The organism is Motiliproteus coralliicola (assembly GCF_003345655.1).
In the GTDB taxonomy this organism is placed as follows: domain Bacteria; phylum Pseudomonadota; class Gammaproteobacteria; order Pseudomonadales; family Balneatricaceae; genus Motiliproteus; species Motiliproteus coralliicola.
This window is the reverse complement of the sequence record NZ_QQOH01000003.1, coordinates 203,597-218,087: the sequence shown is the minus strand read 5'-3', so window position 1 is coordinate 218,087 and position 14,491 is coordinate 203,597. Positions and strand designations below refer to the sequence as shown.

General features: G+C 57.0%; 15 protein-coding genes. 10 read left to right on the top strand and 5 right to left on the bottom strand.

Annotation, left to right across the window (positions count from 1 at the left end; translation table 11 throughout):
• Positions 1 to 40: 40 nt before the first annotated feature.
• From DV711_RS11800 to DV711_RS19365, 3 genes are all read left to right on the top strand, one after another.
• Positions 41 to 691, top strand: coding sequence for a FlgO family outer membrane protein (locus DV711_RS11800; protein ID WP_165840098.1), 651 nt, complete (start codon positions 41 to 43; stop codon positions 689 to 691).
• A 45-nt stretch (positions 692 to 736) separates the two neighbouring features.
• A complete protein-coding gene (locus DV711_RS11795; RefSeq protein WP_243633806.1) occupies positions 737 to 1,207 on the top strand; it encodes an LPP20 family lipoprotein in 471 nt (156 codons plus the stop codon).
• 160 nt (positions 1,208 to 1,367) lie between these two features.
• Entirely contained in the window at positions 1,368 to 1,568 is a 201-nt protein-coding gene (locus DV711_RS19365) for a hypothetical protein (RefSeq protein ID WP_133297453.1), read from the top strand.
• Between the two features lie 141 nt (positions 1,569 to 1,709).
• Here DV711_RS19365 and DV711_RS11790 read toward each other — a convergent pair whose 3' ends face one another.
• Entirely contained in the window at positions 1,710 to 2,711 is a 1,002-nt protein-coding gene (locus tag DV711_RS11790) for a zinc ABC transporter substrate-binding protein (protein WP_165840097.1), read from the bottom strand.
• 256 nt (positions 2,712 to 2,967) lie between these two features.
• Between DV711_RS11790 and gltX the strand changes: the two genes are divergently transcribed.
• The 3 genes from gltX (at position 2,968) to DV711_RS11775 (ending at position 5,744) form a co-directional block, all read left to right on the top strand.
• The gene (gene gltX, locus DV711_RS11785; RefSeq protein ID WP_114695910.1) at positions 2,968 to 4,455 is read left to right on the top strand and encodes a glutamate--tRNA ligase; all 1,488 of its coding nucleotides are present in this window, start codon (positions 2,968 to 2,970) and stop codon (positions 4,453 to 4,455) included.
• A 137-nt stretch (positions 4,456 to 4,592) separates the two neighbouring features.
• Positions 4,593 to 5,081, top strand: a complete 489-nt coding sequence (locus DV711_RS11780) for a cyclic nucleotide-binding domain-containing protein (RefSeq protein WP_114695909.1) — start codon at positions 4,593 to 4,595, stop codon at positions 5,079 to 5,081.
• Positions 5,082 to 5,744, top strand: coding sequence for an HD domain-containing protein (locus DV711_RS11775; protein ID WP_114695908.1), 663 nt, complete (start codon positions 5,082 to 5,084; stop codon positions 5,742 to 5,744).
• On the opposite strand, the gene DV711_RS11770 is transcribed toward DV711_RS11775, so the two are convergent.
• Positions 5,741 to 7,108: an adenylate/guanylate cyclase domain-containing protein gene (locus tag DV711_RS11770; protein WP_114695907.1), complete on the bottom strand. Its 1,368-nt coding sequence runs from the start codon at positions 7,106 to 7,108 to the stop codon at positions 5,741 to 5,743. The genes DV711_RS11775 and DV711_RS11770 overlap by 4 nt on opposite strands.
• A gap of 175 nt (positions 7,109 to 7,283) precedes the next feature.
• On the opposite strand from DV711_RS11770, the gene DV711_RS11765 reads away from it, so the two are divergent.
• The 3 genes from DV711_RS11765 to DV711_RS11755 are packed head-to-tail and all read left to right on the top strand — an operon-like array spanning position 7,284 to position 10,491.
• A complete protein-coding gene (locus DV711_RS11765; RefSeq protein ID WP_114695906.1) occupies positions 7,284 to 8,483 on the top strand; it encodes a glycosyltransferase family protein in 1,200 nt (399 codons plus the stop codon).
• A complete protein-coding gene (locus tag DV711_RS11760) occupies positions 8,480 to 9,676 on the top strand; it encodes a glycosyltransferase family protein (protein WP_114695905.1) in 1,197 nt (398 codons plus the stop codon). Before DV711_RS11765 ends, DV711_RS11760 begins: the two co-directional genes overlap by 4 nt.
• A 29-nt stretch (positions 9,677 to 9,705) precedes the next feature.
• Positions 9,706 to 10,491, top strand: a complete 786-nt coding sequence (locus tag DV711_RS11755; protein ID WP_114695904.1) for a polysaccharide deacetylase family protein — start codon at positions 9,706 to 9,708, stop codon at positions 10,489 to 10,491.
• Positions 10,492 to 10,506: 15 nt separating this feature from the next.
• On the opposite strand, the gene DV711_RS11750 is transcribed toward DV711_RS11755, so the two are convergent.
• Genes DV711_RS11750 through DV711_RS11740 form a run of 3 tightly spaced genes read right to left on the bottom strand, consistent with a single transcriptional unit; the run spans position 10,507 to position 13,614 of the window.
• Entirely contained in the window at positions 10,507 to 11,106 is a 600-nt protein-coding gene (locus DV711_RS11750; protein WP_114695903.1) for a histidine phosphatase family protein, read from the bottom strand.
• The gene (locus DV711_RS11745; protein WP_114695902.1) at positions 11,099 to 12,343 is read right to left on the bottom strand and encodes a glycosyltransferase family 4 protein; all 1,245 of its coding nucleotides are present in this window, start codon (positions 12,341 to 12,343) and stop codon (positions 11,099 to 11,101) included. The genes DV711_RS11750 and DV711_RS11745 overlap by 8 nt, the downstream gene beginning before the upstream one ends.
• Entirely contained in the window at positions 12,343 to 13,614 is a 1,272-nt protein-coding gene (locus tag DV711_RS11740) for a glycosyltransferase family 4 protein (protein WP_207802625.1), read from the bottom strand. Before DV711_RS11740 ends, DV711_RS11745 begins: the two co-directional genes overlap by 1 nt.
• 186 nt (positions 13,615 to 13,800) lie before the next feature.
• Here DV711_RS11740 and DV711_RS11735 point away from each other — a divergent pair, with 186 nt between their 5' ends.
• Complete coding sequence (locus DV711_RS11735; protein ID WP_114695900.1) at positions 13,801 to 14,490, top strand: hypothetical protein; 690 nt, start codon at positions 13,801 to 13,803, stop codon at positions 14,488 to 14,490.
• Position 14,491 lies beyond the last annotated feature (1 nt).

Here is a 14,491-nt window from a genome sequence, read left to right as displayed (position 1 = left end):
TTGTGGTCGTTTTAGACCCTTAATGCGAGTCCAGAGTCCGATGAAACAACTTGCCGTAACGCTGTTTACCCTGTCACTGGTGGCCGGCTGTGCCGATCGACCGATTCATGTGGTGGTCGATAACGAAGTCGCTACCCGTGTCACCAACCCCGAAGCGCTGCAACCGACTCCAACCGATCCGGCCGAGCGTTCGGCGATTGCCGAACCGGTCAGTTATCTGGGCGGTGCGGTGCGGCAGATGGCCGAGCAGATCGAAACCAGTTTGGCCCAGCGGGGAATCAAGCGGCTGCCGATTGCGATCACGCCCTTTGTGGAGCTGTCAGCGGCAACGGAAAAGCGTCCGCTTGGTGATGAATTAGCCGAAGGCTTCTACCATGAGCTGCAGGCCCGAGGGTTTAACCTGATCGATCATCGGGCGCTGCCATTTGCCGATCGCAGCCTCGAGAATCTACCGTTGGCCGAGTATTACCGGCGTCATCGGATCAGCTATGTGCTTGGAGGAACCTATAACGTCAACTCTTCCGGCGTAACCGTCAATGCTCGGATGCTGGATACGGTGACTCAGCAAGTGGTGGCAACAGGGCAGTCGGACTTCGGTATCGAACAGCTCGAAGGAGCTTTTCCCGGCTATGATCCGTTTAGCAGCCAAGACGGTATGATCATCGAGAACGGCGGCGTGCCGGTGCAGTAATCGGGTAATCCCCCCCAGAGACAGGATATGCGAGAGAGTTTAACTATGGGTAAGTCTGTTCGAGCCACAGTCGCGCTGTTGGCAATGGTACTGCTTGGTGGTTGCGACACCATGAAGTACTACTACAACCAGGCTCAGAACAACCGGCACGAAGAGGCCGAGTACAGCTCGGTGCCTCAGGTCGATCCGGCGCCACAGATCATCTCGGCTACCGGTTATGCGCCGATCAGTTTGCAACCGGGACAGACCCGAGAGCAGAAGATGCTGATGGCAATGCGGGCATCGAAGTTGCGTGCCTATCAGGAATTAACCGCGATCGTCCACGGTCAGCACCTGTTCGGTACCAATCAGGTCCGCGACATGGTGGTACAGAATGATCAGTTCAATGCTGCAGTCGGTGGCATCATTCGTGGTGCTCGTGTCGTAAAAAGTTATCCGATTCAAAAAGATACCTATGCGACCATCCTGGAACTCGATATTCGTGACGTACAGCGCGCCTATATCGACATGCAGTAAACAGACTTGGCCGGGCGCGCTTTTGCGCTTCGATTAAAAGCCAATTAAAATTAATCGCGCAGACCGCCGGTGTTTACCGCGGCTGTGATTAATTCTTCGCCGCGCGGATGACCTAAGGTCGATGGATCGATGCGGCTTGCGGCAACAGGGAGGTTGCATTATGACCTTGCAAAGATTACGTCATCAGATGGAAAACGATGTGGACTATCTGCGTTGGCGAGCCCGTACTCACCATCAGTCCGATCTGGAACTGATGTCTCACTTTTCCGACATGGCCGACAGTTACCGTCGTTTAGTACCGGAAGATCAGCGTGCCAAGTTTGAAGAGGTTATCGAGAGATACCGCGCCCAGCTGACCTGAAGCTAATAACGCACTCCAGCGAGGTTTGGGCAAAAAAAAGCCCCGCGAGGGCGGGGCTAACAAACGAAGGAGAGATGCACGGCCATGTGCCTCTGCTTCCTGTGACTGGGACGGTCAGTCAAAGTTCCGCGATTGACAAATTTAATTGTTGGACTGACTCAAACAGGCTTCGAAATCAGCGGCCATCTGCTCCAGAAAGCGCAGGTAGCCCTTAGGGCCTTGTGCTATCTGGCCACCCATCGGATCCAGAACACCACTGCCTACATCGGTTCCCTCGATTAGGTTGCTGACCAGAGGCGACGGGAATTGCGGCTCGCTGAATACGCATACCGCTTCATTCTTGATCAGACGCTCACGGATTTCCGCCGCATGCTTTGCTCCAGGACTGCGCTCGGGGCTGATCGTGATAGCACCCAGGTGGCTGAGGCCGTAGTGAGCCTCAAAGCGGTTATAGGCATCGTGGAATACAAAGTAGCCCTTGCCGCTTAAAGGCTTCAAACGCTGCTTCAGCTGCTTATCCAGATCTTCCAGGTCGGTTAGGAACTCAGCCAGATTTTGCTGATATTTGGGACGGTTGTTCGGATCTGCCTGGCTTAGTGTCTCGGCGACCAGCTTGGCGATACGTTCGCCTTCATGGGGATCAAGCCACAGGTGCAGGTCTTCACCGTGTTCGTGATCGTGGCCGTGTTCATGGCTGGCCGCTTCCTGAGCATGGTCGTCATGATCGTTCTCTTCGTGCTCAGCATGCTCTTTATGGGCCTCATGCTCATCGTGATCATGTTCTTCGTCGTGAGCGTCGTTTTCTTTGTGCTCGTCATGATCCTGATGGGCTTCATGCTCTTCATGAGCCTCATGTTCATCGTGTTCCTGGTGCAGCTTCTCACTATCCAGAGCGCCTTCGGCCAGAGTCACTAGCAGGGTGTGATCATCGAGTTGGGCCAGGGGCTTGTTCAGCGCCATCTCCATATCTGGGCCGATCCAGAAAATCACATCGGCCTGCTGGATGGTCCGTCGCTGCGACGGCTTCAGCTGGAAATCATGGGGCGAGGTGTTCGCCGGCAACAGCAGTTTGGGCTCCACGACCCCGTCAGTAATTTCGGCCACCAGCAGTTTAATCGGCTGGATGGTGGCGACGACGTCCAAGGCTCGTGCCTGAACAGAAATAAGGCTTAAGACTGCCGTCAGTAACAGAGCGGCAACAGAAAAATGCGGCATGGTTTGGATTCAGCTTGTTGATAGTTAGGTTGGCGCTGGAATTTGAATAGAATTCAGCGATCTATATGTAATGTTATAGTGTAACCAAATCGGTGTCGCAGACAACCATCCATTGGCATTGCTTTGTCCGGCTCCGCTATAATGCGCCTCCCTTAATATTTCTAGCCACGGAATCTGTCCAGATATGACCGTTCGTACTCGTATTGCTCCGTCTCCTACCGGTGATCCGCATGTAGGTACCGCTTATATTGCGCTGTTTAACCTGGCGTTTGCCCGCCAGCAAGGCGGAGAGTTTATTCTCCGGATCGAAGACACCGACCAGGCCCGGAGTACTTCGGAGTCTGAGCAGATGATTCTGGACTCGATGCGCTGGCTGGGGCTGGAATGGGATGAGGGACCGGATGTCGGTGGCCCCCATGGTCCGTACCGCCAGAGTGAGCGCAGTGAAATCTACGCAGAGCATACCCAGCAGCTGCTGGATAACGGACATGCGTTCCGTTGCTTCTGTTCCTCCGAGCGACTCGATGAGCTGCGTAAGGATCAGATGGCTAACAAGCAGCAGCTGGGCTATGACGGACACTGCCTGCACCTGTCCGAAGAGGAGGTCGCCCGTCGTCTCGAGAGTGGCGAGCCCCATGTGGTCCGGATGAAGGTGCCCCGCGAAGGTGTCTGTACCTTCAATGACATGCTGCGCGGCCAGATCGAGATCGACTGGGCCCAGGTCGACATGCAGGTGCTGATGAAGGCCGACGGCATGCCAACCTACCACCTGGCCAATGTGGTCGACGATCATCTGATGAAGATCACCCATGTTCTTCGGGGCGAGGAGTGGATCAATTCTGCGCCTAAGCATCAGCTGCTATACGAATACTTTGGTTGGGAGATGCCGCATCTGTGCCATATGCCGCTGCTGCGCAACCCGGACAAGAGCAAACTGAGCAAGCGTAAGAACCCGACCAGCATCCTGTATTACCAGCGCATGGGCTTTATGCCCGAAGCGCTGTTGAACTACCTGGGACGGATGGGCTGGTCGATGCCGGACGAGCGGGAAAAATTCAGCCGTCAGGAGATGTTTGACGCCTTCGATATTCAGCGGGTGTCCCTGGGTGGACCGGTCTTTGATACCGAAAAACTTCGCTGGCTCAACGGCCTGTGGATTCGTGAAGGCCTGGATGCCGAGGCGTTCGCCGAGCGGGTCAAGGAATGGGCTCTGAATCGTGACTACCTGATGCCGATCATTCCGCTGATTCAGCCGCGAGTGGATACCTTCTCCGACGTGGTGCCGCTGGCCGGGTTCTTTATGGCTGGAATGCTGGATCTGGACGAGGAGCAGTTCGCCCACAAGAGCCTGGAGCCGGAGCAGGTTCGTAAGGTGCTGCAGTATGCGCTCTGGGATCTCGAAGCGCTGCGGCAGTGGGAAAAGGATGCGATCTTCCAGACCCTGAATGGACTGTCCAAAGCCATGGGACTGAAGATTCGTGATCTGCTGGCGCCGTTGTTCGTGGCGATCTCAGGCAGCGCTGCCTCGGTTTCGGTGATCGAATCGATGGCGTTGCTGGGGCCGGATCTGAGCCGTGCCCGGGTTCGCCACGCCCTGGGAGTGGTCGGCGGCCCCTCCAAGAAAGAAGCCAAGCGCTGGGATAAAGAGTACCGTGCGCTAGAGCGCGACTGACACTGATTCGTCACAAACTTACGCTTTCATCTACACTAATGAGATCTCCGGGAATAATTCCCGGGGATTTTGGGTGTGCTTGACACTGTAGGAGCTCCAGTGCGAGGCTCTTAGTTTTCCGTCGTTGGGAGTCGGTTTTGGATATCAATCAGGAAGTGGAGTTTTTACGCAGTATTCCTATGCTGTCTAAACTGGATGACTCCAAGCTCAAACTACTGGCTTTTACCAGTCGGCTGGTTGAATACCGGGCGGGAGATTATCTGTTTTACAAAGATGACCCTGCCGATGACGTCTACCTGATCATGCAGGGCGAGGCCGAGGTGATGGCTAAACCCGATTGTGATGAAGAAAGCTGCACGGAAAAGGTCGTACTGACCCGAACCAGCGGTGATCTGATCGGTGAGATGGCGGTGATCTCAAAACAGGGGCGTAGTGCTGCCATCCGGGCACGGGATGGCCTGAAGGTGTTACGCATCGAAGGGGATATGTTCGTCAAACTGTTGACCAGCAACTCCGACGTGGCCCTTGACGTCATGCGCCAGTTATCGGACAAATTGGCAGAAGCGCAGGAGACCAACAACCTGCTGCAACGTCAACTGTCCACCCAGGTGTGCGGAGGTCCTTAGATGGATGCCTATCGTTTTGGTCAGCTGTGGATGCGCAATCTCAATCCCGACCAGGAGTCCGATGGTGAGGCGGTTTTTGATCGTCTGAAGGCCAACTACAGCGAGCCTTGTCGCCGTTATCACGATGGTAGCCATATCGAGCAGTGCCTGTTATGGCTGGACCGCTACCGCCAGACCATTGAAGATCCGGACGCGGTGGAACTGGCGATCTGGTTCCATGATGCCTGTTACGGACCTGATCCCAAGGGGCACGAAGAGCGCGGAGCAGCGCTATTACGAGAGCTGGCGCAGGACCGGATGGCACCGCAACGGCTGGACAAGATCTGTACCATGATTGCGCTGACCACTCACCAAACTCCGGTCGATGATCCGGAGCAGGCGTTGATGCTGGATATCGACCTGGCCAGTTTTGCCCGCCCTTGGGCAGAGTATCTTCGCGATACTGTCCGTTGTCAGGAAGAGAGGCAGTTGGTTAACCCAGCCTGCGACTATAGAGGTCAATTGGAGTTCTTACGCGAACTGATCCGGCGGCCGCAGCTGTATCACCATGCCCAGTTCCGGGCCGACCATGAACCGGCGGCTAGGCAGAATATCATCCAGCTGATTGAACTCTTGGAAGCGCGCCCGGAATGCCAGGATGCTCCCGAAAGCCTGGCGGGTTAACTCTGCGTATCCGGTGACTTGACCGAGTAGATCCGGGTAATGGCATCCCGCCCCTTCACTTTGACCTCGCCCTCGGGGTGAAACTCAAACAGACCGTCACGGCAGGCCAGTCGGGTATCGCGCGAGACCAAAATATCACTGCCGACCTGTTTATTATGCTGCTCCAACCGGGCCGCCAGGTTGACGACGTCGCCGTGGACGGTATAGATCAGCCGGTTCCGCGATCCCATCATTCCACCGACTACCTCGCCGCTGTTGATACCGATGCGGCTGCTTAGCTTGAGCTGCTGATCGCCGAAACGGGCCTGTTCAAGCCGTTGCTGGATCTCCAGTGCGGTCTTGATGGCACATTCGGAGCTGTTGAGGCCATCGTGGGACTGCTCGAAGCTGGCCAGGATTGCGTCGCCCTGGAACTGGTTGATGGTGCCGCCGTTACGCTCCATGATCGCGCCGACCTCGGTGAAGTAGTCATTCAAGGTCGAGACCAGCTGTTCGGGGCTGAATTTCTCGCTGATGCTGGTGAAATTGGCGATATCGATGAACAGCACTCCAGCCTGGAAGCGGCTGGCCTGACCGGCTCGGGGGGCGTCGTCGCTGTGACTCAGATCGTGCAGTACCTGATCGGGAACAAAGTGCGACAGGTCTTCCGCCATCCGGGTTTCGATAATCGAATTCAACAGCAGGCGTTTGCTGCGATGAACGGCGGTGGCCAGTACCAATGTCACGATCAGCATGCTGATGATTTTGTCGAACTCGGCACCGAGCAGCATGCTGTTGGAGGTCAGATACTGCACATAGTCCTTGGTGACCATGGTGTTACCGGGGTCGGCGGTAAAGACATACAGGATCATCAGAATCCAGCCAAAGATTGCCGAACCGCCGGCAAACAGGATGAACTTGACCTCAAAGCGTAGCGTTCGTAGCGCGATAAAGATAAACACATACAGTAGCGTCGGTGCCTTGAGGTAAAACGACGGCGGCTGCATGTACTGCAGATGAAAACTCCAGATCAGAACATAGATCAGCGCCATGTCGACGGCGATCGACAGATAGGTGAACCAGTCCGGTGGCAGACGGCGGTAGCAGACATACAGATGCAGTACGGTGAACGAAAAGTAGGCGCCCAATACCCAGGGTACCGGTGCGAACTCGGCTTCAGAGGTAAAGGTTTTCGGGGCCAGTGAATAGAGTAGCGAGAAGGTGACTACCACGAAGAATTGCACCCAGGCCACTAGGCGTTCACTACCGGCTTGATGTTGGATCAAAGATTGCTTCAAGCGACCGGTCAGTTGGCTGGCACGGGTGGCCGTCATGCGCGAATGCAGATCCTGTGTCGACTTGGAGTTTTCCGTGGTAAGGGTCATGTTGGCTTCCGTCCGTTCCGGTGTGCTGAGCTTAGACGATGGAGCTAGGTGGATGTTACTGTTCCTGTGGAAGTTTTCAGCAGATACTTTGGTTCTTGAGAGGCAGTCTGTGTGTTTGTAAAGGCCCTGTTGATCCACTAAGATTGCCGTTTCTCTGTGGATGGATTGCAGTAAGATGGCCGATTCCCCGCTGCCGGATAAACTCGATAACGCCCGGGTGTTGATCTACAGCCACGACACCTTCGGGTTGGGGCATCTGCGCCGCTGTCGTACCCTCGCCCACGCCTTGGTGGAGCAGTACAAGGGCTTGTCGGTATTGATCCTGACCGGATCGCCGATTATCGGCCGCTTCGATTTTAAAGCCCGGGTCGACTTTGTCCGTATACCCGGCGTGATCAAACTCCACAACGGTGAATACACGTCACTGGGGTTGCATATCGACCTGCAGCATACCCTTAAGCTACGTGAGTCGATTATCCTGCATACCGCCGAAGCTTTCGAGCCGGATCTGTTTCTCGTTGATAAAGAACCCCTGGGCCTTAAAGGCGAGGTCGAAAGCACTCTCAAGCTACTGAAACAGAAAGGTGTAGCCACGGTGCTGGGGATCCGGGATGTGCTCGATGCTCCCCATCTGCTGCGCCCGGAGTGGGAGTCCAAGGGGGCTGGCGCGGCTTTGCAGGAATACTACAACGAGGTCTGGGTATACGGTGACCGCTCGATGGGCAACCCCCTTGAAGGGCTAGGGCTGCCGGCGCAAATCGAGCAGATGACCCACTATACCGGTTATCTGCAGCGAGAAGTTCCCGAATCAGTACCTTCCAAACATCTGCTCGGAGTGCCGCAGAACTATCTGCTGATCACGCCGGGTGGCGGGGGTGACGGCGTTGAAATGGTTGATTGGGCGCTGCGTGCCTACGAGTTAGATTCGAGCAGTCTGCCCCATGGCCTGTTTGTGCTCGGCCCGTTTATGGCGCTGGCGGAACAGCAGGCATTTCGGGAGCGGATCAGCCGGATTGAGAATGCCAGCCTGGTAACCTTCGATAACCGGATGGAGTCGTTAATCGACAATGCCGCTGCCGTGGTGGCTATGGGAGGGTACAACACCTTCTGCGAGATTCTGTCGTTTAACAAACCGGCCCTGTTGATCCCCAGAACCCGCCCCCGGGAAGAGCAGTTGATTCGTGCCGAGAAAGCCAGTGATCTGGGGCTGGTCAGCCTGTTGGATCCTCGCAAGGGGATCGATGCGACAGAGATGCATCGCGCATTACAGGCGTTGTTAAAGCAGTCTCCGCCGCGTGAGCTGGTGGCAGATTGTTTCCTCAACGGCCTCGATAAGGTCTGTCAGCGGGCACTGGCGTTGATGCCTCGATCATGAGCTCGCCCCGGGTTCTGTTCTACGTTCAACATCTGCTGGGTATCGGCCATATCAAGCGGGCCTCACTGCTGGTGCGCGGCTGGCTGGATGCCGGACTGCAGGTGAGTGTGGTCAGTGGTGGAGAAGCCGTCGAACAGTTTGGTTTTGATGGCGCCGAGCTGATACAGCTACCGCCGGTACGGGCCAGCGATGCCGCCTTCTCCGGCCTGGTTGACCAGCAGGGCCAACCGCTGAGTGACGCGTTCAAACAACGTCGCCGTCAGCAGTTGCTGCAGGCGATGGAGAAGACCCAGCCGGATCTGCTGGTGATCGAAAACTACCCGTTCGGCCGTCGCCAGCTGCGTTGGGAGCTGAAACCGCTGTTGATCCGTGCCGGGCAGCTCGATAAACCGCCTGTTCGGGTCTGTTCTATCCGCGATATCCTCCAACGCCGCAAGCCTGAGCGGGAGCAGGAGAGCCTGGATCTGATCGAGGCCCACTTTGATGCGGTGCTGGTTCACGGTGATCCGGCCTTTATTCCGCTGCATGACTCCTTCCCGCGTAGCACCGAGCTTTCCGACAAGCTACATTACACCGGTTATGTGACCGAATCGCCCGGCTCATTCGATAACAAAGACGGTGGCAGTAGTAATGAGGTGTTGGTGTCTGCTGGTGGCGGTGCGGTTGGGTTCAGTTTGATGAAAGCTTGCTTGGAGGCGCTGAAGTTGCCCGAGCTTGCCCAGGCGTTGAGTGGCAATGGGCCGGTGTGTTGGCGACTGTTGTTGGGGCCGAACATGACCACGCAGCAAACCGAGCAACTCCAGCAGCTGGCCCAGGCGGCCGATCCTGATCGCTATCGAGTGATTCTGGAACCGCTGCGTCCGGACTTTGTCGATCTGCTCAAAGCTTGTCGGCTGTCGATCTCTCAAGGGGGCTACAACACCCTGATGGATCTTCTGTCTGCGCGCCCGCGAGCCGTGGTGGTGCCCTTCGAAGGCAGCAGTGAAACAGAGCAACGAGCCCGAACCGAACGTTTGGCGGAGCTGGGGCTGTGTCAGTGGGTCAGCGAAGCTCAATTAGGCCCTGAGGCGGTCTGCGCAGCAATCATCAAAGCCCTGAACGCGCCTGCCGGTAATAATTTTCAACTCGACTGCAACGGTGCCGCGAAGTCCGCGTCTATCTTGCAGCAGTTGTTCGAAACTCTCGACAAGTAACCGTTTTCTGATCATTTTCCGAGGCGACGATGAATCCAACGCCGATTGATGACAGCCAGAGTTGGCAGCTGTTAGCCGATGAGCTGGACTGTTGGCGAGCGCTAGACCGGACGCCGACCCTGTGGTGGCGCGATGATGATGCTGAGCAGGATAGCGAGGCTTTGCAGCGGCTATGCCGACTCAGTCGTGAGTTTGCGATACCGCTATCTCTGGCCGTTATTCCCGCCGGTGCCGATGAAAGTCTGCGGCCGTTGTTCCAATTTACACCCAGGCTGCAGGCGCTGCAGCACGGCTACAGCCACCAGAACCACGCGCCGGCTTCCAAGCGTAAGTGTGAGCTGGGCGATGATCGACCGCTGTCCGATATCATGGAGCAGTTATCCCGGGGTAGGGTGCGCCTGACTCAGCTGTTGGGGCAAGCCTTTGTTCCGGCCCTGGTTCCACCCTGGAACCGCCTCAGTGAAGCGTTGGTGGATCAGCTCCAGTCCCAAGACTTTGTCGGTCTATCGACGTTGGGGCCTCGGCAGGCTGAGGTCGCGTCCGGTTTGCGGCTTAACCATGTCCATATCGATCTGATCAACTGGCGCGAGGGCCGCTGTTTTGCTGGTGATGCCCAGGTGCTGGGACAGCTGATCAACCATCTGCGCCAGCGACGACTGGCAGAGGTGGACCCGCAGGAGGCCACCGGGCTGATGAGCCACCACCTGGCCCATGATGAGGGTTGTTGGGATTTTCTGGAACGCCTGTTCGGCTTCTTGGATGATCAGCCGGTGCGGTGGCTTACCGGTGCCGAGCTGTTCAATCCGGCAGGTTGATCAACGCGTTTGTTTTCAATCAGCGTCGGTCAGCAGGCTGATGTTGTGCTGCTGGAGCGTCAGTTTGCCCTGTTGGTAATGCAGCAGCAGCGCGCATTGCCAGTCCTGCTTGATCGGGCATTTGGCCAGCATATCCCACTCTAGCGCATCACTGAGTAGGGCGCGGATCACGCCTTTATGGGTCACTACGCCGATGCGCTTCAGAGAGTCCTGCGGGTCTTGGCTGGCGAGCCAGGCACCTATGCGTTGACGCACCTGACGCGGACATTCGCCGCCGGGCGGGGTCATGTCCAGGCCGCGTTGCTCCTGGATCTTCATCAGTTGCGGCTGCTGTTGGCGTAGTTCGGTGATCCGTCGACCTTCCCAGTCGCCCCAGTCCATTTCGATCCAGCTGTCGCTCAGGCTGGGGTGCGGGATACCCAGCAGCTCTGCCGTTTGTTGGGTTCGAAGCAGCGGGCTACAGAACCAGTCTCGCTCACGCAGCTCGGGAGGGATAGCGCGTTGGCTTAGGCTGTCGCGGCCGAGCTGGCTGAGCGGGATGTCACGGCGTCCCTGCAGCTTCTTTTCGGCGTTCCATTCGGTTGCCGCGTGGCGAATCAGTAACAGTTCAAGCATCGCTTGGCTTCCTGGTATCAGATTGAGAGCCCGCTGCTGTTGGGCTGATCAACGGCATCAGCAGTCGCTGTAAGCGTTGACCGGCGGCATGCAGACTATGGTACCGATCCACCCGTTCGCGGGCGTTTGTTCCAGCTTCGGTCAGTCGTTCGGGTTGTTGCAGCAATTGCTGAAGCGTCTGGGCAAAGGCGTTGCTATCACGGGCCGGTGTCAGCCAGCCATTGTTGCCGTTTTCAACCAGTGAGGAAACGCCCCCTTCATCGCCGGCCAGCACCGGAGTGCCTGCCTGTAACGCTTCCAATAGAGCCATGCCAAAGGCTTCGTTGACTGCCGGCCAGACGTAAAGATCACTGGCTTGCAGCAGCGGCTCGATCTGGGAGGGTTGTAGACGGCCTAAAAACCGAACCCGGGATTGCAGCGGGGCAAACAACTGCTCGACCTGATTGCGGGCTCTGCCATCGCCCACAACCAGGAGTTGCCAGGGCTGGGCCAGTGTTGAGTTGGAGCTCGCAGAATCTTGGGTTGGCAGCTGTTGCAGCGAATCCGCCAGCAACTGAAATGAATGCAGCTTGTCGCCGGGTCGCATCATCGCAACGCAGATCAACCAGCGGCTATCGGGGTCCAGCTGTAGGCGTTGGGCCAGCTGTTCTCGTGGGTTTTCCACGGCGGAGTCGCAGACGCCGGGAACAAAGGGATAGAGCCGGCGGATTGGGGCATCGGCGCGACATTGGCGCAGCCCTTCGTCATCCTGGGGATTGAGGCTGAGGATCAGCTCGGCCTGCTCGATCGCGGCGGTGGTATCGGCTAACCCGTTAGCCCAGGGGCCGTTGGCCTGTTTGGCGGCGTAGGAGGCTTCGGCGACCACATAGGGTATCCCCAGCGCCTGACTGACTCGGGGTCCGATCCAGTCCGGCGCTTTGTGGTACAGGTGATAGCTGAACCAGAGTCGCGGGCGTTGATCGGCGGGGAGTTTGCGGTAGCGCCGGATCAAGCGATCGGCTAGACGTTGAGCCACCGATTTAAGCCGCTGCTGTCGTATCGGGTCTCCCTGGCCTTCCCGGCTGCGAAAGCGGCTTGCCAGCTGAGGCTCAAACCCCGCTCCGGCCAATGCCTGCAGCATCAGGCGAGCGATCAGTCGGTCGCCGGATGGGTTGGGGTGACAGGGTGGCTTGAGCGGGGCGTAGAACGCGATCGGCGTGGCCGATGGTTCAGTGCGGCTGTGACGCCCCCGGCTCATTACGCACCTCCGTCCTGCTGGGTGCTTTTTTCAGCCGTCAGATGGGAGAACTTCTGCATCAACTGATCGATACCTCGGTGGACCGAGAAACCATCGGTGACCCGTCGATAGCCAGCCTCGGCCAGTTGGTCACGCAGCTCCGGTTGGCGAATCAATTGCTCCAGGGCAACGCTGAGGCCTTCAACGTCGCGCTGTTCTACCAGCAGACCGGTTTGTTGATGGTCGATCAGCTCCGGTATCCCGGAGATGTTGGTCGCCAGGCAGCACAATCGCTGGCTTTGGGCTTCCATCAACACATTGGGCAAGCCGTCGCGATCACCATCGCCGATAACCTGGCTGGCCAGTACGAACAGGTCTGCGTTGCGGTAGCGCTCAAGCACTTCCAGCTGCGGTAGTGCGCCGAGCCAGTCGATCCGATCGCTCAAACCTAATTCGTTGGCCTGGGCCTGAAGCTGTTTGAGCAGGGTTCCGCCGCCGATATGGGTGAAATGCCAGTTCAGCTGCGGCGGTAGCGCCGCCAGGGCATTGAGCAGGTGGTCGTAGCCCTTTTTCTCCACCGCTCGACCCACCGAGATTAACCGTACCGGCTGATCGGAGCCATCGCGAGGCTGCTCCTCGTCGTGGTGCTTGTTGTTAGCAGGGGCTGGAAAACGATCGAAATCGAGCCCATGGTAGAGCAGTTCGACCCTGGTAGGGTCGGCGCTCAGGCCTTGAAGGTGTTCGGTGTTGGCGCGGGTGCAGGTGACCAGCCACTCCAGCTCGGCCAGCTTTTCGCGTAACTCCCACTCCTCCAGGGTCCAGATATCCTTGGCGTGGGCCGAGGCGCTCCAGGGTAGGGCGTTGATCTGGGCGCAGTAGCGGGTCACCGAGGCCGGGGTATGGATAAAGTGAGCATAGAGTTGCTGCACGCTGACGGGCAGCTCGCGGCTGAGAACCAATGCCTGTCCGAAACGACGAATCCGGTTGCGGCTAGGCTCACGACGCAGGTCCTTCCACCAGCTACGAAGTGCGCGTCCGAACCCCGGTCGTTTCAGGGCGCTGAACAAGCCGCGAAGTACCCGTAACGGTTCCTGGTGAAGATACTCTGGTAGATAGAGGACCGGAGCCTGGATCTGTTTGTGGATCGGGTGGATATCCTTATCGGTTGGGTGGCGCAGGGATACGATGATCAGCTTCAATCCTCGCTGTTCCAGTTGGTAAAGCTCCTGAGCGATGAAGGTTTCGGACAGACGCGGATAGCCTTTAAGGACAACGGCGATTTGGGAGGACAACGGTATTCTCTCGTATCAGATCGGTTAGGGAGTCTACGAATAAGCCTTAGGAGGGTTTTTCACAGACTCCTCGGGGCGTGCGCAACTATAATATAGGGCACCGCTAGTGTAAGCTGATTTTTTCGTGAGCTCAGTTGCTTAGGTTAGGTTGTAGTGTTTTTTCGATCGCTGATTGCGTTGGTCCTAATGCTCATATTCCAGGGCACTCTGGTTGCAGATCCTATTCGGTTAAGCAGCTATCTCGAGCCCCCATTTTCCGCTCAGGATGGCCGGGGTCAGGTCGATCTGCTGCTGAAGGAGGCGTTCAAACGTCTTGATCGACAGGCCGAGGTTGAGATCTATCCCGAGCAGCGAGGATTGATGCTGGCAGACGGCGGTCATGTCGATGGTCACTTTTTGCGTACTTCCAGTGTGGATGAACTCTATCCGAACCTGATCCGGGTACCGGTCCCTATTTATCGCTCCAGCTACTATGCCTATTCGCTCGATCCTGATTTGCAGATCGCTGACTGGGAGGATCTTAAAGGCCACCAGGTAACCTATCCGGCAGGCTGGCAGGTATTCGACAGTCGGTCGGAGTATTACGGTAGTGCCGTGCCTTTGCATGATGATGGCCAGATGGCCCAGTTGATACGACTGCAGATCTTTGATGTGTTGCTATATGAGGACCAAGCATTGTCACTGTTGCTTGAGCCTGAGTTACGACAACGCTTACAGCGCTCTGCGGTACTGCTTGAGAGCAACCTGTATTTATTGCTGCATCATCGTCATCAGTCACAGATTGCACCACTCGCGAAGGTGCTGCGGCAGATGCAGCAGGATGGGAGCTGGTCAACATTATGCCCCGAGTGTCAGCGTAGCCTAGAGAGACATTAAA

Excerpts from the sequence above, each read along its gene's own strand:
- DV711_RS11760 (WP_114695905.1), top strand. The coding sequence starts at position 8,480 with ATGAGCTCGCCCCGGGTTCTGTTCTACGTTCAACATCTGCTGGGTATC.
- DV711_RS19365 (WP_133297453.1), top strand. The coding sequence starts at position 1,368 with ATGACCTTGCAAAGATTACGTCATCAGATGGAAAACGATGTGGACTAT.
- DV711_RS11800 (WP_165840098.1), top strand. The coding sequence starts at position 41 with ATGAAACAACTTGCCGTAACGCTGTTTACCCTGTCACTGGTGGCCGGC.
- DV711_RS11735 (WP_114695900.1), top strand. The coding sequence starts at position 13,801 with ATGCTCATATTCCAGGGCACTCTGGTTGCAGATCCTATTCGGTTAAGC.
- DV711_RS11750 (WP_114695903.1), bottom strand. The coding sequence starts at position 11,106 with ATGCTTGAACTGTTACTGATTCGCCACGCGGCAACCGAATGGAACGCC.
- gltX (WP_114695910.1), top strand. The coding sequence starts at position 2,968 with ATGACCGTTCGTACTCGTATTGCTCCGTCTCCTACCGGTGATCCGCAT.
- DV711_RS11795 (WP_243633806.1), top strand. The coding sequence starts at position 737 with ATGGGTAAGTCTGTTCGAGCCACAGTCGCGCTGTTGGCAATGGTACTG.
- DV711_RS11745 (WP_114695902.1), bottom strand. The coding sequence starts at position 12,343 with ATGAGCCGGGGGCGTCACAGCCGCACTGAACCATCGGCCACGCCGATC.
- DV711_RS11765 (WP_114695906.1), top strand. The coding sequence starts at position 7,284 with ATGGCCGATTCCCCGCTGCCGGATAAACTCGATAACGCCCGGGTGTTG.
- DV711_RS11775 (WP_114695908.1), top strand. The coding sequence starts at position 5,082 with ATGGATGCCTATCGTTTTGGTCAGCTGTGGATGCGCAATCTCAATCCC.
- DV711_RS11755 (WP_114695904.1), top strand. The coding sequence starts at position 9,706 with ATGAATCCAACGCCGATTGATGACAGCCAGAGTTGGCAGCTGTTAGCC.
- DV711_RS11770 (WP_114695907.1), bottom strand. The coding sequence starts at position 7,108 with ATGACCCTTACCACGGAAAACTCCAAGTCGACACAGGATCTGCATTCG.